Raw genomic sequence first — 23,408 nt, 5'->3', positions numbered from 1 at the left:
AGGAGGACGCGCGTGAGACGGCTCGTCGCCCTGCTGGCCGCCGCCGCGGCACTCGTCTCGGGATGCACGGGTTCCGACGACCCGGACGAGCTGCCCGGCGTGTACCGCGACGCCAAGACGGGCGGTGAACTCCGCCTCGACCCCGACGGGACGTTCTCCGCCACCGGTGTGGCGACGGACGGTTCCTCGGGTCCCGCCGATTTCCGTGGCCGCTGGGAGTTCCGCGACAGCCAGGCGTCCAGCGACTTCATCTATCTGACGGTCGATGACGGTGGACTCGGCGAGACCTCCGGCATCCAGCTCTACCCGAGCGGCGGTGAGACGGTGGAGTTCCGTCCCGATCCGGGCGGGCCGCCGTCCCTGAAGCTCACCAGAGCGGACGCGTCCTAGAACCCGCTTGCCGGTACCGTGCCCGCCGGTGGCGGCCGGGCCACGGAATCATTTCCGTGGCCCGGCCGTCGGCTTACCCGGTCCAGACAGCCGGTATCGCTCACCGAGCGAGCGAATCCCCGAGAGATTGGATGCCGATTCTTTATCGAGAGCACTACAACCATTCCCGCGGGTGACGCATATCACGACAGCCACCCGGGGGATGCCCGACTTCTGCCCGATTTCTGAATTGGACGCACCCGCCAAGCCCCGCTTCCATAAGGGACTTGAACCGCAGGGGGCGGTGGAGAATCTCTCCGTCGGCTCCTGCCGATGGACGACTTCTAGGACTGTGATGAAGCCACGCAGCACACTGGCGCGCATTCTGGGCACCGCGGCCGCCGCCGGTGCCCTGGCATGGGCCGTGATGGCCGGGGGCCAGCCCTCCGACGCCGCCACCGGACTTGCCGCCGACGCGGCGCCCGGATACGCGGTGGAGGACTACAACTACCCGCAGGCCGACAAGATCCTGGCCGAACAGGGCATCCTCCTCAAGCGCGGCGACGGTCGCATCGTGCTCGCCGACTGCGCGAGCGAGGACAACCTCCTGAGGTTCCTCGCCCGCGACCGGGAGGACGTGTGCTTCAAGGTCACCGGCGAAGAGGGCTTCCTGACCCTGCAGCTCGAGTCGGTGCACGGGGTGCGGACCGACGACTCCGGCAACACCCACCTGGAGATGACCGCCGAGGACGACCGCGTCGAGTACGACATCCCCGCAGACACCTGGGAGGGCGTCGGCGAGTCCGTCGACGGCCGGGAGCACGTCCTGGTCGAGATCCGCACCACCAAGTAGCCTGCGCCGCCTTGTGATTGAGGTCACCACTTCCATGCATTCCCCCAGACGTCTCCGTCCGGCCGCGATCGGCGCGGTCCTGGCCGCCGGGTCGCTCGCGCTGTGCGCGGTGCCCGCGTCCGCCGTCACCGGCACTCCGGTCGCCGACTCGGCCACCACGTACGCCGCCACCGCCCAGGTGATCATCGGCGAACACGACCGCGGCTGCTCCGCCGTTCTCGTGGACACCGAGTGGCTCCTGACCGCGGCCAGTTGCTTCGCCGCCGACCCCGCCACCTCGCTCGCGGTCCCGGCCGGCGCCCCGCAGAAGAAGACCACCGCCGTGATCGGCCGGGCCGACCTGGCCGGCACCCAGGGCGCCGAGCGCCGGGTCGTCGAGCTCGTGCCGCGCACCGACCGCGATGTGGTGCTCGCCCGGCTGAACCGGCCCGTCACCAACGTGACGCCCATCGCCCTCGCGAGCGCCGCGCCCTCGGCCGGTGCGGAGCTGACCTTCACCGGGTACGGCCGCACGAAGACCGAGTGGGCGCCCCTGAAGCTGCACACCGGCACCTACACCGTCGACTCCACCGCCGCCACGTCGGCGAATGTGACCGGCAAGGACGGCGCCGCCGCGTGCATGGGCGACACCGGCGGTCCGGTGATCAGCGCAGGCAAGCTCACGGGCCTCACCTCCCGCTCAGCGCAGGGCGGCTGCTACGGCATCGACGCTTCGCAGACGAGTACCGCGGGCGTCATCGCACGCGTCGACGACCTGGCCTCCTGGGTGAGCTCCAAGGTCGGGGCCACCCGCATCACCGACTTCAACGGTGACGGCGTCGAGGACATCGCGATCGCCGACCCGGCGGGCACCGTCGGCGGCAAGACCAACGCCGGTCTGGTCCGCATCTCCTACGGTGGCGGCAAGGGCATCGCGGAGATCAACCAGGACCTCGACTGGGTCGCCGGCGATGCCGAGCAGGGCGACTCGTTCGGCGACGCGATCGACACCGTCGACTACAACGAGGACGGTTACACCGACCTCGTCGTCGGCACCACGTTGGAGGACGTCGGCACCGTCGCCGACGCGGGCTTCGTCGACGTGCTGTACGGCGCGGCCGGCGGCCTGGGTACCGGCGCGGCGAAGAACACCCACTTCGAGCAGGAGGCCGGAGCCGGCGCGATCAAGGCGTCGGGCAACGAGACGGGCGACCGGATGGGCGACGCGATCGCCGCCGGCACCACCGTCACCGGTGAGCCCTACCTCGTGATCGGCGTGCCCGGCGAGTCGCTCGGCACCCTCGCGAAGGCCGGGTCGGCCTTCTACCTGCGGGGCTCCGTCAACGTCGCGATCCACCAGGACAAGGCCGATGCACCTGGTAGCGCCGAGGCGAACGACGGCTTCGGCGCCTCGGTCGCGGCCGACGCCAACCACATCGCCATCGGCGCGCCCAACGAGAACATCGGCGGCGACAACGCCGCGGGCAACGTGGGCGTCTTCAGCCACACGCTGCACGCCGACGGTCACCCCAAGCCGCTGTTCGGCCTGGACCAGGACCTCGAGAAGGTTTCCGGCGGTGCCGAGGCGAACGACGACTTCGGCTGGTCCCTCAGCCTGACCGAGTACCGGCCCTCCGGAGCCGCCACGGCCACCGACTCGATCCTGGCGATCGGTTCGCCCGGCGAGGCGGTGGTGGTGGGCACCGAGAACCGTGCCGACTCCGGCCGTGTCGTCGTGGGCCGGGTCACCGCCGCCGGTGTCTGGGACGAGCTGCGTGAGCTCAAGCAGGGCACCGCGGAGGACGACGTCTCCGGCACGTCCGAGACCGGCGACCGGATGGGCGAGACCCTGACCGCCGTCAACACCGCGCCCCGCGCGGTCGGCACCACCTCGACCATGCGTCTGGCGGTCGGCGCCCCGGGTGAGGCCCTCGGCACGGCCGACCATGCCGGTGCCGTCCACACCTTCTCGCTCGTCGCGGCGGCCGGTGCCAACGACCGCTGGATCGAGGCCGGCGACGGCGACGGCATCCCCGGCACCCCGGGCGCCAACCAGTACCTGGGCCGCAACATGCACTACACCGGGACCAAGCTGTACGTCGGCATGCCCTACGGCCCCGGACTCGGCGCCCTGTACGCCCTGCCGATGTCCAACACCGTCAACGGCGGCACGGTCGCCGCGGTGACCACGTACAAGCCCGGCACCGGCGGCTTCCCCTCCGTCGGCACCCGCTTCGGCGCGCAGGCGCGCTGATCGCTGACAGGTGACGAGCGGTGGGCTCAGGCCCATTGACGACGGGGAGCTCCCGAAGGCATCACCGGCCTTCGGGAGCTCTCCGCTGTGCTGCCCCGCGTGCGGGCCGGGCGGAGCGTGTGCAGGCCCTGCCCGCCTTCGGCCCGACGGTGGGCGAATCCACGCGAACGAATCCGCCTAGCCGCTCCGGCGGGCGGTGAGCAGCAGGTACTCCGCTTCGATGGCCCCGTCCCGCAGCGCGCCGCCCGCCAGGTCGGCGAGGGCCGCGTCCAGGGCGGCGGTCCGCTCGGGGTCGTCGGCGATGTTGCGGTAGACGGTGATCGTCGGTCCGTAAGCCGTCTTGAAGAACTCCCGGAATTCCTCCGGCTCGCTGAACGTGTCCACGCTGATCTTCCGTCGGTGTGCCACGACGTCGGTGACACGCTCGCCGAGCAGGGCTCGTACGTGCTCCTCCTGCCCCCACAGCGGTGGCGGCTGGGTTCCCGGGGGAGGGGGCGGTGCGTACGGCTTCATGACGGCGAACATCTGCCCGATGAATCCCTCGGGGGTCCAGCTCAGCAGCCCGATCGTGCCGCCGGGCCGGCAGACCCGTACCAGTTCGTCGGCGGCGGCCTGGTGGTGCGGGGCGAACATGACCCCCACGCAGGACATCACGGTGTCGAAGGCACCGTCCTCGAACGGCAGCGCCTCGGCGTCCGCCTCCTGCCAGCGCAGTGCCGCGCCGCGCGCCTCCGCCTCCCCGCGTCCCACGGCCAGCAGCTCGGGAGTGAGGTCGGAGGCCACCACGTCGCCGCCGGCCAGGGCGGCGGGGATCGAGGCGTTCCCCGATCCGGCGGCGATGTCCAGCACCCGGTCCCCGTCCTTGATCGCGCAGGCCTCCACCAGTGCGGGGCCGAGAGCCGACACGACACGCGTGGCGACCGCAGGGTAGTCGCCGAGCGCCCACATCGTCCGGTGCTTCGCCTTGAGCGCGCGGTCGGCCTCACGCGCGTCCGCCGTTGCGGTCATGGAATCCGCCTCCCTCGTCGGCACGGTGCGGATGACCGTTCTTCTTCGAGCATAGGAACCCGGCGGGCTCCCGGCCCGACGAACGCGCCCGGCCGCCTGCGCCACGTCCCCGAGGCGGCATCGCTCCGGGGGTTCTCACGCGTGCGCCTCCGCCGTGCCGGAGGTCAGACGGCCGGTGTGTCCGCATCGGGCGCGCGGCTGCCGGAGGGGGCCTGGTAGCGGAGCCCGTCCATCAGGAGGTCCAGGAGGCGTGCCATCCGCGCGTGGTGCTCGGGGGTCGTGGCGGCGAGGGACAGGCCGCTGAGGCTGAAGAGCACGTCTTCCGGTTCGATGTCCGCGCGCAGCAGGCCCGCTGCCGTGCCGGCCCGGAACAGCTCCGTGATCGCGCCGGTGAGCATGGTCCGGCTGCGGGAGAACGGATCACCCCCGGTCGCGATGAGGGCGCGCAGCGCGTCGGACATCCCGCGTTTGGTGGTCATGTAGCGGACGAAGCCGTCCATCCAGGCGCGCAGGGCGGCGTCCGGTGGTCCGGCCTCCAGAAGTTCCGAGGCGGAGTCGCAGAGCGTGGCGAGTTCGCTGCGGTAGGCCGCCTCGACGAGCTCCTCGCGGGTGGCGAAGTGGCGGTAGAGCGTGCCGATGCCCACTCCCGCTTCCTTGGCGATCGCGTCGAGGGTCACGTCCGGCCCGTCCTGGGCGAAGGCGCGCGCGGCCACCTCGATCAGTCGGTCGCGGTTGCGGCGCGCGTCGGCGCGCAGCGGCCGGGGGGCGGGGGCGGTCACCTGGTCCTCCTCCTGTTGCAAACGGAGCCTCCTCCGTTTGATCTCGCATTATGCGGAGCCTCCTCCGGTTCCTACCCTATCGGCCGCGGCCGCCTCCGCACCCCGAGCTCATGCCTCTGGCCAGACGGGAACGACCATGAACGCCAGCGCTCCCACCCCACGCCTCACCACCCCCTTCGGCGCGGAGACCACCGCCGCCGAGGTCGTCTCGGGTGTCGACCTGACCGGCCGCCGCGCCGTCGTCACCGGTGGCGCCTCCGGCATCGGCGTCGAGACCGCCCGCGCCCTCGCCTCGGCCGGCGCGCAGGTGACCCTCGCTGTCAGGGACGTCGACGCCGGTGCGCGCACGTCCCAGCACATCACCGCCACGACCGGCAACGAGGACGTGCGGGTCGCGCATCTGGATCTGGCCGACCAGGACTCGGTCGCCGCGTTCGTCTCGGCGTGGGACGGGCCCCTGCACATCCTGGTCAACAACGCCGGTGTGATGGCCTCACCGGAACTGCGCACGCCGGAAGGCTGGGAGCTCCAGTTCGCCACCAACCACTTCGGGCACTTCGCGCTGGCCCTCGGCCTGCACCCGGCCCTGGCCAGGGACGGCGGCGCCCGCGTCGTGGCCGTCAGCTCCAGCGCCCACCACCGTTCCGGGGTCGTCTTCGAGGACATCCACTTCCGGCGGCGCGCCTATGAGCCATGGTCGGCGTACGGCCAGTCGAAGACCGCCAACGTCCTGTTCGCGGTCGAAGCGGCCAAGCGCTGGGCGGCGGACGGCATCACCGTCAACGCGCTGATGCCCGGCGGAATCCGCACCAACCTCCAGCGCCATGTCTCCGACGAGGAACTCGCCCGGCTGCGCGCCCAGGCGCCGGGCGGCGCGGAACTGAAGTGGAAGACGCCGGAGCAAGGCGCGGCGACCTCCGTCCTGCTCGCCGCCTCACCGCTGCTGGAGGGGGTCAGTGGCCGCTACTTCGAGGACTGCGACGAAGCCGTCCGCGGCCGGCTGAGTGCGCGTACCGGCGTCGCGGACCACGCCCTGGACCCCGAGGCGGCGGCCCTGCTGTGGCAGGTCTCCCAGGACACCCTGGCTGCCAAGGGCTGAGCGGCCTCGGACGCCGATGTGCGCTCGGGCCGCACGACGACTCACCCCCGCCTCCCGGGCCAAGGACGAGGACGCGGCCCGCCCTTCCGGGAGCCGTCCCGAGGTGTCAGTCGGCGGCGATGCCGCGGCCGCGCAGCTCCTCCTGGAGTTCCGGGCCCAGGAACTCGGAACCGAGGACCCGCCGGAGATTCGGAAGAAGGGTGAGGTCCTCTAGCGAGGAGATGTCGAACAGGTCGTCCTCGCCGTCCCACACGGGAGCGCACTCCTGGTAGACCTCGTTCCCACCGTCCATGCACAACTCCTCGACTCCCGCCAGGAGTTCGTCGCCGATCTCCAGCGACTCGAAGAAGGCGCGCGCCTCGGGCACGACCTTGTGGTCCAGGCTGTGCCGGTGGGCGTACTCCCAGGGGTCGCCGCCGAGGCCGCGCTCCCGCAGCAGATCGGCGAGCCGGAACGGAGGGGTGAGCTTCTCGTCGACGTACATGAGCTGCTCGACGACGACGAGCTTGAAGTTGAAGTCCTTGAACTGGGTCATGCGCACAATCTAGGCCGCAGCGAGTACGGCAGGTCCACGCGGTACGGACCCCGTTCACCGGCGCCGGCGCCGCGGGGACGGCATTTCCCGGATGGGCCTGCCCGGTCGGGCACGGGAGCGGGTGACGCGCCACGGACGGCGGATGGCACGGGCACGCTGCTGAAGGTGGGCCGACCGCCGAATTCCGTAGCCGCGTCCGTCTTCGCCGAAGGGTTTGTATCGGGGGTTCACACTGCCCGAAAGCCGCCCGCTTTAAAAGGAGTTGGCGGATGACCGAGGTCACCTGGCAAACCCTTGTCACAGGAGTTGTCGACCCCTACTCTCTAAACCGCTCCTGATGCGATGCCCACTTCGTCTCGTGGAGGTTCCTCGTGTTGCACGGTTCCCGGCGGGGCTTCTCCCGCAGGCCTGCCGTACGGTCGGCCGGTCCGCCCGGCGGCCTTCCGGCGTCGGGATCGGACAACGAGAATCAGTGGCCATGACAACGTTATCCCCGGTATCCGGACGCCGGCCGCCTCGGCGCCGTCCGTTCCGCTCACCCTGATGACTCTCGGGAGGCCGACGCCCGCCGTCGGCCCGCCCGAGCGGCGCGGAACACCCGGCCCGGCCACCGACGAGGTGGTTCGTGCCGTCACCCGGCGCTCGCCGACACCCAGGCACAGCGCCGGTGGCCCGCTCCGCGCTCGCAACCCTTCCCAGCCCCCACGCGCAGGAAGAAGGACGGTACGTTCGTGGCGACCACGAGTTTCTCCGACGCCTCACCCGGCCAGCAGAGGAATGCCGCCGCTCCGGCTGCCCCCGCCCATCGCGTCCCGACAGGAGGCGGTGCGCACCGCGGCGCCGCCTCGGCGGACGCCTGGACGGCCCACGTCTCCCCGGGGGACCCGGTCGTCACGGCCGCGGAACCGGAATTCGCCCGCCAATTCGGCTTGAGTGCCGACGAGATACGCGGGCGCCGACTTCTCGACCTTCTCCGTTCTCCCGTTCCCGCAAGGCTGCGGGAACAGTTCACCTTCCTCTCCTCGGGGCGCTGCCGGCGATTCACGGAAACGGTGACCTACCGGGACGGCACCGGACGGGATTTCCCGGCGGAACTCACCGGGGTCGCCGTCAGGAAACCCTCGGGCGATGTCTTCGGCGTCGTCATTCTCCTGCGCAGGGCGGGAGCGGCACACCGCGCGGCGGAAATGCGCCGGGCCGGGGACAGGCGCCCACCACAGAAGGGCACCCTGGCGGAGGCCGCCGGCCGGCCCGTGCTCAGCGCGCTCGACGCGCAGGTTCTCGAAGGTGTCGCGCGCGGCGAGTCCACCGCGCAGTTGGCCTCCCGTCTCTATCTGAGCCGTCAGGGGATCGAGTACCGCGTCGGGCAGATGCTGCGGAGGTTCGAGGCGCCCAACCGCCCCGCCCTGGTGGCGCGGGCACACGCGCTCGGGATGTTCGCCCCCGGCCAGTGGCCCCCACGCGTTCTGCCCGAACGCGTGAAGTAGCAGGGCCGCGGCCCCCCTGAACTCCGGGCGGAACGGCCGTGGCGGTGACACACCGCCACGGCCGTTTTGCGTACAGGACCAGCCGTGGCGGCGGCAGCCGCCTGCCTCACGCCGCCGAGGGCAGCCATGCCTCCTGGAACCGTCGGCGGGCACGGAAGAGACGGGAGCGGACCGTGCCCACGGGCAGGGCGAGCACCTCGGCCATCTCCTCCTCGTTGAGTCCGTAGGCGCGCAGGGTGAGGACCTGCCGGTGCGCCTGGGACAACCGCTCCAGCACGTCGCTGATGTGCACCGCGTCCAGGGGATTCGCCTCCTGCCGCGACTCCAGCTCGGAGCAGCTCCGCTCCTCGCCGTAGCGCTTGGCGGTACGGACGGCCTCGCGGACCGTCACCGAGCGCACCCAGCCGTAGAAGGCGGCCGGTTCGCGCAGGGACCCCAGGCCGCGGTAGATGGCGAGCAGCGCCTCCTGCGTGGCGTCGGCCCCGTCGTCATGGGTGATGGACCGGCAGATGCGTGCGACGTAGGGCGTGATGCCGGTCAGCAAGCGGTTCATCGCCTGCTCGTCGCCCGCCTGGGCTCGGGGGAGCAGCATCAGGGGAGAGGGGAGTTCGCTGACGGTGGACATGTCGGGCAGAGGCTCCTTACGGCACTTACGGCAGCCGGGCGGACGGGGTGCGTGTGCGTGAGCGGGGAGGGGGCGTGCTTCAGCCGGAGACGGCACGCGCCGGCTGCGGCTCGGGCTGCGGCTCCGGCGCGGTCGCGGTCGCGGTCGCGACCGCGGTCGTGAAGCGGAGCAGGCCCGCGCGCACGTCGTCGCGGAACGCCCGCATGAACGACGGGCTGAAACAGGCGGTGGAGTGCGGGAACTCGATGGACAACCGCCCTTCGAAGGAGACCACGCACGCCATCACGGGGCTGCGCCCCGCCCGGGGGAAGTAGTGCTCACGGGCCGGCACCAGCCGCACGTCGACCGCCCGCAGGCCGCTTGGCAGTCGCGGGCCGGGGACGACACCCATGTTGGTGGCGATCACGGTGGCCATCTGCAGGGCCGGGTGGCGAGGGATCTCCGGCGTGATGCGCACCTCGTGGAAGTGGTGGCCCCGCGCGAGGAAGTCGCTCAGCCGGGCGTGCACGGCACGGGCCAGCTCCAGGGGCTCGGAGGTCTCGGAGACCGCCAGGGTCTGGAGGTGCGTGGTGACCGCGGGCACCATCGCGGAGGCCGGCAGCGGCGGGGACAGGCGGGAGCGCAGGTCGACGGGGGAGAGGCAGCCGAGTTCGCGGGGGCCGTGGCCGTCCAGCCGCCGGCGGGCCGCGGCCAGCAGCGACGCGGCGACCAGCGCGTGCACGGACACGCCGCAGGCGCGTGCCGTTGCGCGCAGGCGCGAGGTGAGGTCCGCGTCCAGGGTCAGCCGGCGGACCTCGATGTGTCCGGCCGCGTCGGCCCCGCCTTCGGCGGCGGTGTCGTACGGCACCAGCGCGACCGGGTGCCGGCGCGTCTCCTCCAGACGGCCGTCGAGGTACTTCGCCGTGTCGGCCTCGTCGGCCGCGGGCAGCAGCCGGCTGACGGGCTGGGGCCAGGACGGGAGACCCGCCTCGGCCGTCCCGTCGGTGTGTTCGCCGTCGACCAGTGCGCGGTAACGGTCCCACAGCGCGTTGTGCAGGGCGATGCTGCTGTGCCCGTCCGTGACGGTGTGGTCCACCACCAGCACGAACAGGTGGCTCTCACCGTCGGGCGCGCTGACCAGGACGGCGCGGCTCAGCGGACCGCCGACCGGCAGGGGCCGGTTCAGCTCCGCCGCGTAGGCCTCCTCCTCGTCGCCGGTGCGGACGGTCAGGCGGGGCCGCTCGTCCTCGGCCAGGAGGCGCAGCACGTGGTCCGTGCCGACCTGCTCGATGCGGGACCGCAGCGTCGGGTGGGTGCTCGTCAGGGCGTCGAAAGCGGCCGCCAGCGCCGCGGCGTCCACGGGTCCGCGCAGGCTGCAGGACAGGACGGCTCTGCTTCTCTGACCCACGTAGAGCGTCTCGACCGGACACAGCGCACGGTGCATGCCGTCAGCCTTCTTTCCGTCGTTCATGTCGGGGGTTCCACGGCCCGGAGTCGGCCTGCCGCCGCCGGCGGTCCGCCGGGGTGGGGCCCTTCGAGAGTGCACGGCGGATCGCGGCCGAATCCAGCCGCGAACGCGGTCGGGAGGGAAGTCGCGTGATTTCCCTAGAAGTTGCACCGGCGCCCGCACTCCCCGGCCCCCCGTTCTCCAGGGAAACCCCTGAAGCGGCGCCGCACGGGCCCGGTCCCGCTTGACCCGCCCGGACTCGCTGCCGCACCGTGATGTGCCGTGAACCGGGGCCGGGTGACGCGATCCCCCCGCCCTCGGCGTGCGGCCTCCCGTCCCGCCCACTGGGCCGGCCCGACCCGTGCACGAGCGCGAGCGCGGCGGGGAGCGGTGGCCGCACACGTCCGATCCGGCCGGGCCTTCGCCGTCCGGGACAGTTACGGCTTGCCACGTGAGGGTTGTGCTATGTCACTCCAGGAGGACGAACGTCGACCGCTGTCCGGAGCCCAGGAGGGCCTCTGGTACGCCGGGCGGCTCGCGCCGGACAGCGCCGCGTACAACACCGCGGAGGCGGTGGAGATCCACGGTCCCCTCGACACCGGCCTGTTCGAGACCGCGCTGCGACGCACCGTCGGCGAGGCGGACACCTTCGCCCTGCGGTTCGGCGACACCGACGAAGGCCCCCGCTGCCGCACCGCTCCCGACGCGGACGCCTGGCCCCTGCACCGGGTCGACGTCAGCGACGCCCAGGACCCCGAGGCCGCCGCCTGGGCCCACGTCCGCGCCGACCTCGCGGCACCCGTGGACGTCGAGAAGGGCCCGTTGTTCGCGCACACCCTGCTGACCCTGGCCCCCGACCGCTTCCTGTGGCTGCTGAGAGCCCATCACCTCCTGCTCGACGGCTACAGCTACAAGCTGCTCGGACGGCGCCTGGCCGAGACGTACAACGCGCTGGCCGAGGGCCGCGCACCGGACCCGTGCGGGTTCGCGCCGGTGAGCAGGCTCCAGGAGCAGGAGGCGGCCTACCGCGCCTCCGAGGCGTACACCCGCGACCGCGACCACTGGGCACGCCACCTGGCCGGCCTGCCGGAGCCCGCCCGCCTCACCTCCCGTACGGCCGCCCCCGCCGCGCCCTTCCTGCGCCGCGCCGCCACGCTGTCGCCCGCCGAGGCCGACGCCCTCGACGCCGCCGCGGCCCGCCTCGGCGTCCGGCGCACCGAACTGCTGACCGCGGCCACCGTCGCCTATCTGCACCGGATGACCGGCGCCCGTGACCTCGTACTCGGCCTGGCCACCATGAGCCGCGCCGGCAGCGCCGCCCTGCGCACCCCCGGCACCGCCTCCGACATCCTCCCGCTGCGTGTGGCCGCCGCCCCCGGCACCTCCGTCGCGGAACTGGCCCGGGCCGTCGCCGAGGAACTGGCGGCCCTGCGCCGCCACCAGCGCTACCGGGGTGAGTTCCTCCGCCGCGACCTGGGGCTGATGGGCACCGGGCGCCGACTGTACGGGCCGGTGCTGAACATCGTCCCGTTCGACGAGGCGCCGCACTTCGGCGGACACCCCACCACCTGGCACCACCTGTCCGGCGGAGCCGTCGACGACCTGCAGATCACGGTGCGCCCCGGCGGCCGGTCCGGGGGACTGTGGCTGGCCTTCGACGCCAACCCCGCCCTGTACCAGGAGGACGAACTGGCCCTGCACCGGGACCGGTTCGTCACGGTGCTGCGCCGCCTGACCGCGGCCGATCCGACGGACCCGCTGGGCGACCTGGACGTCCTGCTGCCGGGCGAGCACCCCCGCGACACCCCCGTGCACACGCATGCCGTCGAGCGGACGCTCACCGAGCTGTTCGAGGAGCGGGCGGCGGCCGGACCCGAGCGCTCCGCCGTCACCTGCGGGGACGAACGGCTCACGTACGCGGAACTCAACGCCGAGGCCAACCGGCTCGCGCGGTTGCTGGCCGAACGCGGGGCGGGCCCCGGCCGGGTGGTGGCGCTGGCCCTGGAGCGGGGGACACGGCTGCTGCCCGCCCTGCTGGCCGTCCTCAAGACCGGCGCCGCCTACCTCCCCCTGGACCCCGGCCACCCGGCCGAACGGCTGCGGCTGGTCGTCGAGGACGCCGCCCCCGTCCTCCTCGTCACCGAGCGCGCCCACGCCCACCTCGCCGGGGACGCGCTCCCCGTGGTCCGCCTGGACGACGAGGAGGTCGCGGCGGACCTCGCCCGGCGTGGCGCCGCCGACCTCACCGACGCCGACCGTCGGGGACCGGTGCGCCCGTCCGACATCGCGTACATCATCCACACCTCCGGTTCCACCGGCCGCCCCAAGGGCGTGCCCGTCCCGCACGCCAACGTCGTCCGGCTCTTCGCCTCGGCCGCCGAACACTTCTCCTTCGGCGCCGACGACGTGTGGACGCTGTTCCACTCCTACGCCTTCGACTTCTCCGTCTGGGAGATCTGGGGCGCCCTGCTGCACGGCGGCCGGGTCGTCGTCGTCCCGTACGCCGTCAGTCGCTCGCCGCGCGAGGTCCTGGAGCTGCTGCACCGCGAGGGCGTGACCGTCCTCAACCAGACGCCGTCCGCGTTCGAGCAACTCGTCGACGCCGACGCCGAACGGGGCGGAGACGCCGGGGCGTTGCGCTACGTCGTCCTCGGCGGAGAGGCCCTGCGCCCGGCGCGTCTGCGCCCCTGGGCCGACCGGCACGGCCTGGACCGCCCGGTGCTGGTGAACATGTACGGCATCACGGAAACCACCGTGCACGTCACCCACCACCGCCTCACCCGCGCCGACCTGGACGACCCGCGCCGCGGCAGCGTCATCGGCACCCCCCTCGCCGACCTGCGCGTCCATCTGCTGGACGACGCCGGCCGCCCCGTGCCGCCCGGGGCGACCGGCGAGATGTACGTCTCCGGCGCCGGGGTCGCCGCCGGATACCTCGACCGGCCCGACCTGACCGCCGACCGCTTCCTCGACGACCCCTACGGACCGCCCGGCACCCGCATGTACCGCTCGGGCGACCTGGCCCGGCGCCGGCCCGACGGCACCCTCGACTACCTCGGCCGTGCCGACGCCCAGATACAGCTGCGCGGGTTCCGGGTCGAGCCCGGCGAGATCGAGGCCGTCCTCGCCTCCCACCCCGGCGTGACACGTGCCGCCGTCGTGGCCCGCCGCGCCGACAACGGCGCCCAGCACCTCGTCGCCTACACCGTCGCCTCCGGCGCCGCGCCGGTGAGCCCCGCCGAACTGCGCGCCCACACCGCCGCCCACCTGCCCGAGCACATGGTCCCGGCCGTCTGCGTCCCGGTGGACGCGCTGCCGCTGACCGCGAACGGCAAACTCGACGTCCGGGCCCTGCCCGCCCCCGACTTCACCGCCGCCGCCTCCGGGAACCGCCCCGGGACGCCCGAAGAGGCCGTGGTGTGCGCCCTGTTCGAGGACGTACTGAAACTGCCCCGGGAGACCGTCGGCACCGACGTGAACTTCTTCGACCTCGGCGGCGACTCCCTCCTCGCCACCCGTCTGCTGGCCCGCCTGCGGCACGACACGGGTGCCGAGATCCCCATCACCGCGCTGTTCGAGACGCCCACCCCGGCCGCCCTCGCCCGGCGGCTCACCGCACACACCGGCGGCGCCCTGCCCCGGCCCGTCCTCGGCGACGCCGTACGCCCGCAGCGGGTGCCGCTGTCCTTCGCCCAGGAAGGCATGTGGTTCCTCAACCGGCTCGACGGCCGAGCCGCCACCTACAACATCCCGCTCCTCGTCACCCTGGACACCGCCCCCGACCCCCGGGCCCTCCAGGCTGCCCTCGGCGATCTGGCCGACCGGCACGAGATCCTGCGGACGGTGATCGCCGAGCACGACGGCGTCCCCCACCAGCGCGTCCTGGCGCCGGGCGAGCTGCGTCCGGCGCTGCACCGGGTCGACTGCCCCGCCACGGAGACCGCCGCCCACATCAGCGCCGCGGCCAGGCACCGCTTCGACCTGACCGCCGAAAGCCCCCTCGCCGTCTGGCTCCTGGGCTCCACCCTGCTGTTCGTCCTGCACCACAGCGCCGCCGACGGCTGGTCGCTGCGCCCCTTCGCCGACGACCTGAGCACCGCCTACGCCGCCCGCCGCGCCGGCCGGGCGCCCGACTGGGCGCCGCTGCCGGTCCAGTACGCCGACTACGCGTTGTGGCAGCGCGCCCTGCTGACCCCCGAACCGGAAGGCCCCGGACGGCTGGAACGGCTCACCGCGCACTGGCGCACGGCCCTGGACGGCCTGGCCGAGGAGTGCACCCTGCCCGGCGACCGGCCCCGCCCCGCCGCCCCGGGCGGTGGCGCACACGTCGAGACCGTGGTCGGCGCCGACCTGCACCGCGCCCTGGTGCGCCTCGCCGACCGCGCGGGCACCAGCCTCTTCATGGTGCTGCACGCCGCGGTCAGCGCCCTGCTCACCCGCTGCGGCGCCGGCGAGGACATCGTCCTCGGCACCCCGGTCGCCGGCCGCACCGAACCCGGCCTCGACCCCCTGATCGGCCTGATCACCAACACCCTGGTCCTACGGGCCGACACCTCCGGCGACCCCGCCTTCCGGGACCTGCTGACCCGCGTCCGCAGCGCCGACCTGGCCGCCCTGGACCACCAGGACCTGCCCTTCGACCGTCTGGTAGACGCGCTCAACCCGACCCGCGCGCCCGGCCGGCACCCCCTGTTCCAGGTCATGCTGGCCCTCCAGAACAACGAACCGGCCGTCCTCGACATGGACGGCCACCGAGCCGAGTTGCGGCCCACCGCCACCGGCACCGCCAAGTTCGACCTGTTCGTGGACGTTGTGGAACGCCACACCGCCGACGGCACCCCCGACGGCCTGACCCTGCACGTCGAGTACGCCACCGACCTGTACGACGCCGACACCGCCGAGGCGTTCGCCCGCGCCCTGCGCGAGGTCCTGCGCACGGTGAGCACCGACCCCGGCGTGCGCGTCGGACACCTCCCCGCGCTCCCCGAGCGCACCTCCGCCCCGGCAGCGGCCGACCCCGCGGAACTGGAGGCCGCCGCCCTCCGCGTGTCCGGCGTCCGCGACGCCCACGCCCTGCCCGGCACCGACGGTGCCCCACCGCGGCTCTACGTGGTGCCAGGGCGGGCGGACGCCACCGAACGCGTCGAGGACGCCCTGGACCGCGCGGGCCACGACACCGTTCGCGTGACCGCCGTCAACACGCTGCCCCGCACCGGGGACGGCACCGTCGACACCGCGGCCCTCGAAGCCCTGCCCGCCGTCGACCGTACCGCCGCCCGGACCTGGCGGGACCGGCTGGCCGCCCTGCCCGGCGTCACCACCGCCGAGGTGACGGTGGAGAACACGCCCGAGGAACCGGACCGCCGCCACACCGGCCTGCCCGTCCGCACCGCGGCACCCGCCCCCGCCGCCGGCCGCACCGGCCGCGCGTCGGCCGTCCCGGCGCTCAGCGAGGGCCCCGCCCTCCGCGAACCCTCCGTGCCGAGCTGGGCCGAGGCCCTGCGCCGCGCCGCCGAACGGGGCCGGGGCGACATCGTCCACGTCCACGCCGACGGCAGCGAGCACCGGCGCAGCTACGCGGCCCTGATCCCCGAGGCCTCCCGCGTCCTCGCCGGGCTGCGCCGGGCGGGCCTGCGCCCCGGGGACCAGGTCATCCTCCAGTGCGACGCCACCGAGGACTTCCTCGCCGTCCTGTGGGGCTGCGTCCTCGGCGGCTTCGTCGCCGTCCCGCTCACCGTCCCCGCCTCCTACGACACCCCCTCGGCGGCGCTGACCAAGCTGGAGGGCATCTGGCGGATGCTCGGCCGGCCCTGGATCGTGTGCTCCGCGGGCCGCGAGGCCGGGCTGCGTGCCCTCGCGGCCCGGCAGGACTGGCCCGGGCTGCGGCTCACCACCGCCGACGCCCTGCGCGAGGCGCCCGAGGACCACGACTGGCACCCCGCCCGACCGGACGACCTCATCCTGATGCTGATGACGTCCGGCAGCACCGGCCTGCCCAAGGCGGTGCGGCTCACCCACCGCAACGTGCTGACCCGCTCGGCCGCCACCGAGCAGACGAACCGGCTCGGCGCGGACGACGTCTCCCTCAACTGGATCCCGCTCGACCACGTCACCGGCGTGGTGATGTTCCACCTGCGGGACGTCTACCTCGGCTGCCGGCAGATCCACGCCCCCACCTCCTGGATCCTGCAGGACCCGCCGCGCTGGATGGACCTCGCCGACCGGTACCGGGTCACTGTCACCTGGGCGCCCAACTTCGCCTTCGGCCTCCTCGCCGAGCAGTCCGACCGGTTCGCGGACCGCGACTGGGACCTCTCCCCGATGCGGCTGGTGATGAACGCCGGCGAGGTCGTCGTGGCCTCGGCCGCCCGCCGCTTCCTGCGCGCGCTGAAGCCGTTCGGCCTGCCGCAGGACGTGATGCACCCCGGCTGGGGCATGTCCGAGACCTGCTCCGTCGTCACCGACGCCGTCCTGCCCGCCGAACCCCGCGACGGCGAGGGCACCTTCGTGAGCTGCGGCCTGCCCTACCCGGGATTCGCCATGCGGATCGTCGACGAACAGGGCACGGTCCTCGACGAGGGCGAGGCGGGCCGCTTCCAGGTCCGCGGCACGTCCGTGACCGGCGGTTACCACGACAACCCGGCCGCCAACGCGGAGGCCTTCACCGAGGACGGCTGGTTCGACACCGGCGACCTGGCGTACCTGAGCGACGGCGAGCTGTACATCACCGGCCGGGCCAAGGACGTCATCATCGTCAACGGCGTCAACCACTACAGCCACGAGATCGAGGCGTGCGTCGAGGAACTGCCGTGGGTGGAGAACAGCTTCACCGCGGCGGTCGCGGTGCGCACCGACCCGTCCTCGCCCACCGACGAACTGGCCCTCTTCTTCCATCCCGTGCAGGACGTCACCGCCGGCGCCCTGCGCGAGATCACCGGGAAGGTGGCCCGGGAGATCGGCGTCAGCCCGGCCCACCTGATCCCGGTCGCCCCGGACGCCGTACCGAAGACCGAGATAGGCAAGATCCAGCGCACCAAGCTGCGCAAGGCGTTCGAGGCGGGCGACTTCGACGAGGAGGTCCGCCGGACCCAACTGTTGCTGGGCACCGATACCACCGTCCCCGACTGGTTCCTGCGGCCGGTGTGGCAGCGGGCGGAACGCCCCGACGCCCGTCCGGCCCACCCCGGCCGGCACACCCTCGTCCTGGCGAACGGCGACCTTCCGGAGCCCCGGGCCCTGTTGGTCCAGCGGCTCGCCGACGCGCTGCGCAAGGACGGCGGCCTGTGCACGGTGGTCGGCGCGGGCACGGACTTCGCACGGCTCGACGCCGCCCACTACCGGGTGCGGCCCGGCGAGGTGAGTGACTACACGGCGCTGCTCGGGCAGGTGGAGCGCGACCGGCCGCCCGTCGACGCCGTACTGCACCTCGGCGGCCTGCGGCGCGCCGGCGACCCCGAGACGGAGCCGCACGACACGGCCGGTGCGGAGGACCTGCTCGCGTTCGCCCGCGCCCTCGCGGCCTGCCCGGGCCGACCCCACCCCGTCGACCTGCTGTACGTGACGGCGGGCGCGCAGGCCGTGCGCCCCGGTGAACTCCCCTCGCCCGGCCACGCCGCGGCGGGCGCACTGCTGAAGTCGCTGGGCGAGGAGTTCGGCCGGCTGCGCGGCACCCACCTCGACCTCGCTCCGGACGCCGCCGAGGACCCGCTGCCCGTCGTCCTGGCCGAGGCGACCGTCACCACGGACGGCGCGGAGGTGGCGTACCGCGACGGACACCGCCATGTACGCCGCCTCGCCCCCCTGCCCGCCACCCCGGCCCGCGCCGAGCCGCCCGCGCACGACGGCTTCACCCTCCTCACCGGGGGACTGGGCGGTGTCGGCGTCGAGGTGGCCGCGCATCTGCTGCGCACACCCGGTACCCGCCTGCTCATCGTCGGCCGCACCCCGGACCCCGAGGGCGACGCCCTCCCGCGCCTGCGCGAGCTGGGCGAGGTGCGCTACGCCCGTGCCGACGTCACCGACGAGCGGCAGGTGCGGGCCGCCGTGGAGGCCGCCGCCGAGAGGTGGGGCGTGCCCCTGTCCTCGGTGCTGCACCTGGCCGGGACGCTCGTGGAACGCCCGGTGAGCGAGCTGGACGCCGCGACCTGGCGCCGGGCGCTGGAGGCGAAGGTGCGCGGCGCGTGGACGCTGCACCGGATCACCGCCGACCACCCCGTCGGCTCCTTCGTCACCTTCTCCTCGGTGAACGGCTTCTTCGGCGGCGCCCTGAACGCCGCCTACGCCGCCGCCAACGCCTGCCTCGACGCCCTCGCCCTGCACCGCCGGGCGCTCGGCCTGCCGGCCCAGTCCCTGGCCTGGAGCATGTGGCGCGAGCGCGGCATGAGCCGCGGCTACCGGCTCACCGCGCTCACCGAGGCCCGCGGCTACCGGCTGCTCGACACCCCCGCCGCGCTGCGCTCCTTCGACCTGGCCCGCACCCTGGACGAGCCCCACCTGCTGATCGGCGCGGACCGCACCGCCCCCTGGGTCCGCAGCCACGTCGACGCCCCCGCCCGCCAGGTGCGCCGCCTGGCCGCGCGCGTCGGCCTGGAGGACGGCACCGACCTGGGCGCCCTCTACCACGCGGCGGCCGACACCGCCCGGACGGGCGGACTGTCCGACGCCTGGACGCTGCGCTCGGCGGGCGCCACCCCCGCCACGGACAGGGCGGAAGCCGAGGACGACCTGCGGAAGCTGGAGCACCGGCTCGCGCAGGTGTGGCGCGGCGTGCTGGGCCACGACCGGGTGGGCCGGGACGACAACTTCTTCGACCTCGGCGGGAACTCCCTGCTCCTCGTCACCGCCCAGAGCGCCGTCAACCGCGCCTTCGGCACCGACCTGTCGGTCGTCGACCTCTTCGCGCACCCCACCGTGCGCGACCTGGCCCGCCACCTGTCGGCCGCCGGCGCCGCTCCCACGGCGGCGGCCGAACAGCCGCCCCGGGACGCGGCCGACGGCCTCGACCGCGCCAGGGAGCAGGCACAGCGGCAGCGCGCCGCCCGCGCTCGCCGCACCGCCCGGCACGGGAAGGACCGCGGACGTGCCTGACACCCCCGCACCGCAGGCGACGCAGAGCCCCCACGAACCCCGAGAGGACGAGGCACAGGCCGTGCACGACACCACCGCACCCCATGGCGAGGACGTCCCCGCCGTCGCCGTCATCGGCATGGCGGGGCGCTTTCCCGGCGCCGACGACCTCGACGCCTTCTGGGACAACCTCGCGGCCGGCCGCGAGTCCGTACGGCCCGTCACCGACGAGGAGTTCCTCGCCGCGGGCGGCGACCGGCGCGACCTGGACGACCCCACACTGGTCCGGATGGCGTCGGCCGTCGAGGGCATCGACCGCTTCGACTCCGGCTTCTTCGGCTACAGCCCCGCGGAGGCCGCCGTCGTCGACCCGCAGCAACGGTTGCTCCTGGAGACGGCGTACCACGCACTGGAGGACGCCGGCTGCCTCGGCGACGACCGTACCCGCGAGGCGTTCGGCGTCTACGCGGGCGGCGGCGACAGCCGCTACTACCCGGCCCACCTGCACCCGCGCTTCGCCGGACAGCCCGGTTCCGTCGAGCTCGTCCACGCGGCCACCGCCAACTCCCTGGGCACCCTCGCCACCCGGGTCTCCTACGAACTCGGGCTCACCGGCCCCAGCGTGTCCCTCCAGACGGCCTGCTCCACCGCGCTGGTGGCCGTGCACACCGCCTGCCAGGACCTGCTGGACCACCGCTGCGACACCGCGCTGGCCGCCGCGGTCTCCCTCAACCCCTCCGCCTCACTGGGCTACCGGCACGTGCCCGACGGGCCGTTCTCCCCCGACGGGCACTGCCGTGCCTTCGCCGCGGACGCCGCCGGCACCTCCTCCGGCGACGGCGTGGGAGCCGTCGTACTCAAGCGGCTGGACGACGCCCTCGCCGACGGCGACCGCATCCGCGCCGTCATCCGCGGCAGCGCCGTCAACAACGACGGCCGCCGCAAGGTCGGCTTCAGCGCGCCCAGCGCCGCCGGACAGACCGAGGTGATCCTCGCGGCCCAGGCCGAGGCGGAGGTCGACGCCGCAACCATCGGCCTGATCGAGGCGCACGGCACCGCCACCCGACTCGGGGACCCCATCGAGGTGTCCGCGCTCACCGAGGCGTTCCGGCACAGCACGCCGCGGACCGGGTTCTGCGCGCTCGGCTCGGTCAAGACCAACATCGGCCACCTCGGGGCAGCCGCCGGCATCGCCGGGCTCGTCAAGGCCGTCCTCGCCCTCGAACGCCGGCAGATCCCGCCGAGCCTGCACTTCGACCGGCCCAACCCGCTCATCGACTTCGACGCGAGCCCCTTCCGCGTCCCCACCGCCCTGGAGGACTGGCCCGAAGGCGAGCACCCCCGCCGGGCCGGCGTCAGCGCCTTCGGCATCGGCGGCACCAACGCCCACGTCGTCCTGGAGGAGGCCCCGCCCACCGCCCCCGCCGCACCCCGCCCGCCCGAGGACGGCCGCCGCCTGGTGCTGCCCCTGTCCGCGCGCACCGCCGGCGCCCTGCGCGGCCAGGCCGACGCCCTCGCCCGGCACCTCGAACGCCGCCCCGGCCTGCGCCTGGACGACATCGCCCACTCCCTGCGCACCGACCGGCCCGCGCTGCGCCACCGCCTCACCGTCACGGCGGCCACGCGCGAGGAGGCCCTCGACGCGCTGCGCTCCGCCGCACCCGCCACCCCGCCGGTCCCCGACGACCCGGCCCGCGTGGCGTTCCTGCTGCCCGGCGGCGGCACCCAGTACCCCGGCATGGGCGCGCGGCTGTACCGCGACCACACCGTCTACCGCGACACCGTCGACGAGTGTGCCCGCATCCTTCGGCCCGACCTCGGCACCGACCTGCGCACGGCCCTCTTCGAGGAGGCCCGGCCCGACGACACCGCCGCGTTCCTCGGGCTCGTCGTCACCGAGTACGCCCTGGGGCGCACGCTCATCGAGGCGGGCGTCCGCCCCGACGCGCTCCTCGGCCACTCGCTCGGCGAGTACACGGCCGCCTGCCTGGCCGGCGTCATCGACCTCGCCGACATGCTGCCACTGGTCACCGAACGCATCCGGCTCATCAGCTCCGCCGGCGGCGCCACGGTCGGCGTGGCGGCTCCGGCCGAGGAGATCGGGGCGTTGCTCGACGACGACCTGTCCCTGGCCGCCGTCAACGGCCCCGGCGCCTGCACCGTCGCCGGACACGTCGACGCCGTCGCCCGCCTGGAGGCCGAACTGACCCGACGCGGCGTCCCCTTCCGCCGCCTGCGCATCCCCGTGGCCGCCCACTCCCACGTCCTGGACCCCGTCCTGCCCGCCTACGAGGCCCACCTCAGCGGCGTCACCCTGCGCCCGCCGCGCATCCCCTACGTCACCAACGTCACCGGCACCTGGGTCACCGACGCCCAGGCCACCTCCGTACGGCACTGGATCGACCACACCCGGAACACCGTGCGGTTCGCCGACGGCATCACCGCCCTGTGGGACCGCCTCCGGCCCGTCCTCGTGGAGATCGGGCCGGGCGACACCCTCACCAAGCTGGCCGCCGCCCGGCTCGCCGACGAGGCGCCGGTGACGGTGACCACCATGCGGCACGCCAAGGCCGAGGCGTCCGACGACTTCGTCCTCGCCGAGGCCCTGGGACGGCTGTGGAGCGCAGGCGTCGACCACGCCCTGCCCCCGGTGCCGGGCACACCGCGGCGGGCCCCGCTGCCGCCGTACGCGTTCGACCGCCGGCGCCACTGGATCGACGCCCCCGGCGCCCGCACGGACCCCGGCGACACCGGGACCACGCGGGAGGACGGTCCCGGCCTCGCACCCCGGCCCCGGCTGACCACGGAGCACGTACCACCCCGCACCGAAAGGGAACGGGAGGTGACCCGGCTCTGGGAGGAGACCCTCGGCATCGGCGGCATCGGCCTGCACGACAACTTCTTCGACCTCGGCGGCGACTCGATGCGCGCCGTGCTGCTCGCCGGACGACTGCGCCGGACCGGCGTCCTCGACGTCCCGGCGGCGACACTGCTGGCCGCGCCCACCGTGGCCGGCGTGCTCGCCGCCGCCGACGAGCGGGACGAGGGAGCCGCGCACACCGCCCCCACCGCGCTCGGGCCGCTGCTGCCGTTGCGCGCCGAGGGCACCGCCACACCCCTGTTCTGCGTCCACCCCGGCGCGGGTGTCTCCTGGCGCTACACCGGTCTGCTGCCCCACCTCGGCGGCGACCAGCCCGTCCACGGCATCCAGGCGGCCGGGCTCGACGGCACCCGCCCGCCCGTGCCCGACGCCGCCGCCATGGTCGCCCACTACCTCGACCTGGTGCGCCGGCTCCAGCCGCACGGACCGTACCGGCTGCTGGGCTGGTCCTACGGCGGATTCGTCGCCCACGCCATGGCCTGTGCCCTCCAACGCGACGGCGAGCGCGTCGAACTCCTCGCCATGCTCGACGCCCCCCAGCCGCACGGCACCGCCCACGACCCCGACGCGGCCGAACGCCAGGTGGCGGCGCTGCTGTCGAGAGTGGCCGGCCTTCCCGTCGACGCGGACCCCGTGCCCGTGGACACCGTCCTGGACCGGATCGACACCCGGGTCACCACCGACCCGTCGAGTGCGCCCGTCACCCGGGCGGAGGCCGCCGCCATCGCCGCCGTCATGCGCAACAACCTGCGCATCGCCCCGCAGTTCGCCCCCGGCGTCTTCCGCGGCGACGTGCTGTTCTTCAGCGCGGTCGAGGAGGAAACCGCCGGCCGCCCGGCCGACCTCGCGGTGCTGCCCGGCAAGGCCGACAGCTGGCGGCCCTACGTGGACGGCACCCTCCACGAGCACCACGTGCCGTGCGGTCACTACGACATGACCGAGCCCGAGCCGATCGCCCGCATCGGCGAGGCGGTGGCCAAGGCCCTGCGCGGCCTCGGCGATCGAGCCGCCGTACCCCCGCCCCGTGACCCTGCCCAGTGAACCCGC

General features: G+C 74.0%; 12 protein-coding genes. 7 read left to right on the top strand and 5 right to left on the bottom strand.

The features are described from left to right. Window positions 1-12 precede the first annotated feature (12 nt). The 3 genes from SAM23877_RS01840 to SAM23877_RS01830 all read left to right on the top strand — a co-directional run bounded on the left by SAM23877_RS01840 (window position 13) and on the right by SAM23877_RS01830 (window position 3,455). The gene (locus SAM23877_RS01840) at window positions 13-390 is read left to right on the top strand and encodes a hypothetical protein (protein ID WP_235614494.1); all 378 of its coding nucleotides are present in this window, start codon (window positions 13-15) and stop codon (window positions 388-390) included. Between the two features lie 334 nt (window positions 391-724). Continuing rightward, on the top strand, window positions 725-1,222 hold the full coding sequence (locus SAM23877_RS01835; RefSeq protein WP_053126226.1) for a hypothetical protein: 498 nt from the start codon (window positions 725-727) through the stop codon (window positions 1,220-1,222). Between the two features lie 34 nt (window positions 1,223-1,256). After that, window positions 1,257-3,455, top strand: coding sequence for a trypsin-like serine protease (locus tag SAM23877_RS01830; protein ID WP_053126224.1), 2,199 nt, complete (start codon window positions 1,257-1,259; stop codon window positions 3,453-3,455). Between the two features lie 177 nt (window positions 3,456-3,632). Here the strand turns inward: SAM23877_RS01830 and SAM23877_RS01825 are convergent, their stop codons facing one another. Together SAM23877_RS01825 and SAM23877_RS01820 are read right to left on the bottom strand one after the other, a co-directional pair. Then, window positions 3,633-4,463, bottom strand: coding sequence for a class I SAM-dependent methyltransferase (locus SAM23877_RS01825; protein WP_053126222.1), 831 nt, complete (start codon window positions 4,461-4,463; stop codon window positions 3,633-3,635). A 164-nt stretch (window positions 4,464-4,627) separates the two neighbouring features. Continuing rightward, window positions 4,628-5,263 (bottom strand): TetR/AcrR family transcriptional regulator, encoded by a 636-nt coding sequence (locus tag SAM23877_RS01820; RefSeq protein ID WP_244902897.1) that lies wholly within the window; start codon window positions 5,261-5,263, stop codon window positions 4,628-4,630. Between the two features lie 115 nt (window positions 5,264-5,378). Between SAM23877_RS01820 and SAM23877_RS01815 the strand changes: the two genes are divergently transcribed. Next, window positions 5,379-6,341, top strand: a complete 963-nt coding sequence (locus tag SAM23877_RS01815) for an SDR family NAD(P)-dependent oxidoreductase (RefSeq protein WP_053126220.1) — start codon at window positions 5,379-5,381, stop codon at window positions 6,339-6,341. A gap of 106 nt (window positions 6,342-6,447) precedes the next feature. Here the strand turns inward: SAM23877_RS01815 and SAM23877_RS01810 are convergent, their stop codons facing one another. After that, on the bottom strand, window positions 6,448-6,876 hold the full coding sequence (locus SAM23877_RS01810; protein WP_053126218.1) for a DUF6892 domain-containing protein: 429 nt from the start codon (window positions 6,874-6,876) through the stop codon (window positions 6,448-6,450). A gap of 929 nt (window positions 6,877-7,805) precedes the next feature. On the opposite strand from SAM23877_RS01810, the gene SAM23877_RS01805 reads away from it, so the two are divergent. Continuing rightward, complete coding sequence (locus SAM23877_RS01805; RefSeq protein WP_418080528.1) at window positions 7,806-8,363, top strand: helix-turn-helix transcriptional regulator; 558 nt, start codon at window positions 7,806-7,808, stop codon at window positions 8,361-8,363. A gap of 106 nt (window positions 8,364-8,469) precedes the next feature. Here SAM23877_RS01805 and SAM23877_RS01800 read toward each other — a convergent pair whose 3' ends face one another. Together SAM23877_RS01800 and SAM23877_RS01795 are read right to left on the bottom strand one after the other, a co-directional pair. Further along, window positions 8,470-8,988 (bottom strand): RNA polymerase sigma factor, encoded by a 519-nt coding sequence (locus SAM23877_RS01800; protein ID WP_053126214.1) that lies wholly within the window; start codon window positions 8,986-8,988, stop codon window positions 8,470-8,472. Between the two features lie 79 nt (window positions 8,989-9,067). Continuing rightward, on the bottom strand, window positions 9,068-10,438 hold the full coding sequence (locus tag SAM23877_RS01795; RefSeq protein ID WP_425314746.1) for a phthiocerol/phthiodiolone dimycocerosyl transferase family protein: 1,371 nt from the start codon (window positions 10,436-10,438) through the stop codon (window positions 9,068-9,070). Between the two features lie 441 nt (window positions 10,439-10,879). Here SAM23877_RS01795 and SAM23877_RS01790 point away from each other — a divergent pair, with 441 nt between their 5' ends. Beyond that, window positions 10,880-19,501, top strand: coding sequence for a non-ribosomal peptide synthetase (locus tag SAM23877_RS01790; protein WP_053126213.1), 8,622 nt, complete (start codon window positions 10,880-10,882; stop codon window positions 19,499-19,501). Further along, entirely contained in the window at window positions 19,494-23,402 is a 3,909-nt protein-coding gene (locus SAM23877_RS01785; RefSeq protein ID WP_244902896.1) for a type I polyketide synthase, read from the top strand. The genes SAM23877_RS01790 and SAM23877_RS01785 overlap by 8 nt, the downstream gene beginning before the upstream one ends. Window positions 23,403-23,408 lie beyond the last annotated feature (6 nt).

This window comes from Streptomyces ambofaciens ATCC 23877, from assembly GCF_001267885.1.
In the GTDB taxonomy this organism is placed as follows: domain Bacteria; phylum Actinomycetota; class Actinomycetes; order Streptomycetales; family Streptomycetaceae; genus Streptomyces; species Streptomyces ambofaciens.
Note: the sequence above shows the minus strand (reverse complement) of the source record. Positions and strands in the feature narration are given on the sequence as shown.

Excerpts from the sequence above, each read along its gene's own strand:
- SAM23877_RS01835 (WP_053126226.1), top strand. The coding sequence starts at position 725 with ATGAAGCCACGCAGCACACTGGCGCGCATTCTGGGCACCGCGGCCGCC.
- SAM23877_RS01830 (WP_053126224.1), top strand. The coding sequence starts at position 1,257 with ATGCATTCCCCCAGACGTCTCCGTCCGGCCGCGATCGGCGCGGTCCTG.
- SAM23877_RS01825 (WP_053126222.1), bottom strand. The coding sequence starts at position 4,463 with ATGACCGCAACGGCGGACGCGCGTGAGGCCGACCGCGCGCTCAAGGCG.
- SAM23877_RS01815 (WP_053126220.1), top strand. The coding sequence starts at position 5,379 with ATGAACGCCAGCGCTCCCACCCCACGCCTCACCACCCCCTTCGGCGCG.
- SAM23877_RS01810 (WP_053126218.1), bottom strand. The coding sequence starts at position 6,876 with ATGACCCAGTTCAAGGACTTCAACTTCAAGCTCGTCGTCGTCGAGCAG.
- SAM23877_RS01800 (WP_053126214.1), bottom strand. The coding sequence starts at position 8,988 with ATGTCCACCGTCAGCGAACTCCCCTCTCCCCTGATGCTGCTCCCCCGA.
- SAM23877_RS01795 (WP_425314746.1), bottom strand. The coding sequence starts at position 10,438 with ATGAACGACGGAAAGAAGGCTGACGGCATGCACCGTGCGCTGTGTCCG.
- SAM23877_RS01790 (WP_053126213.1), top strand. The coding sequence starts at position 10,880 with ATGTCACTCCAGGAGGACGAACGTCGACCGCTGTCCGGAGCCCAGGAG.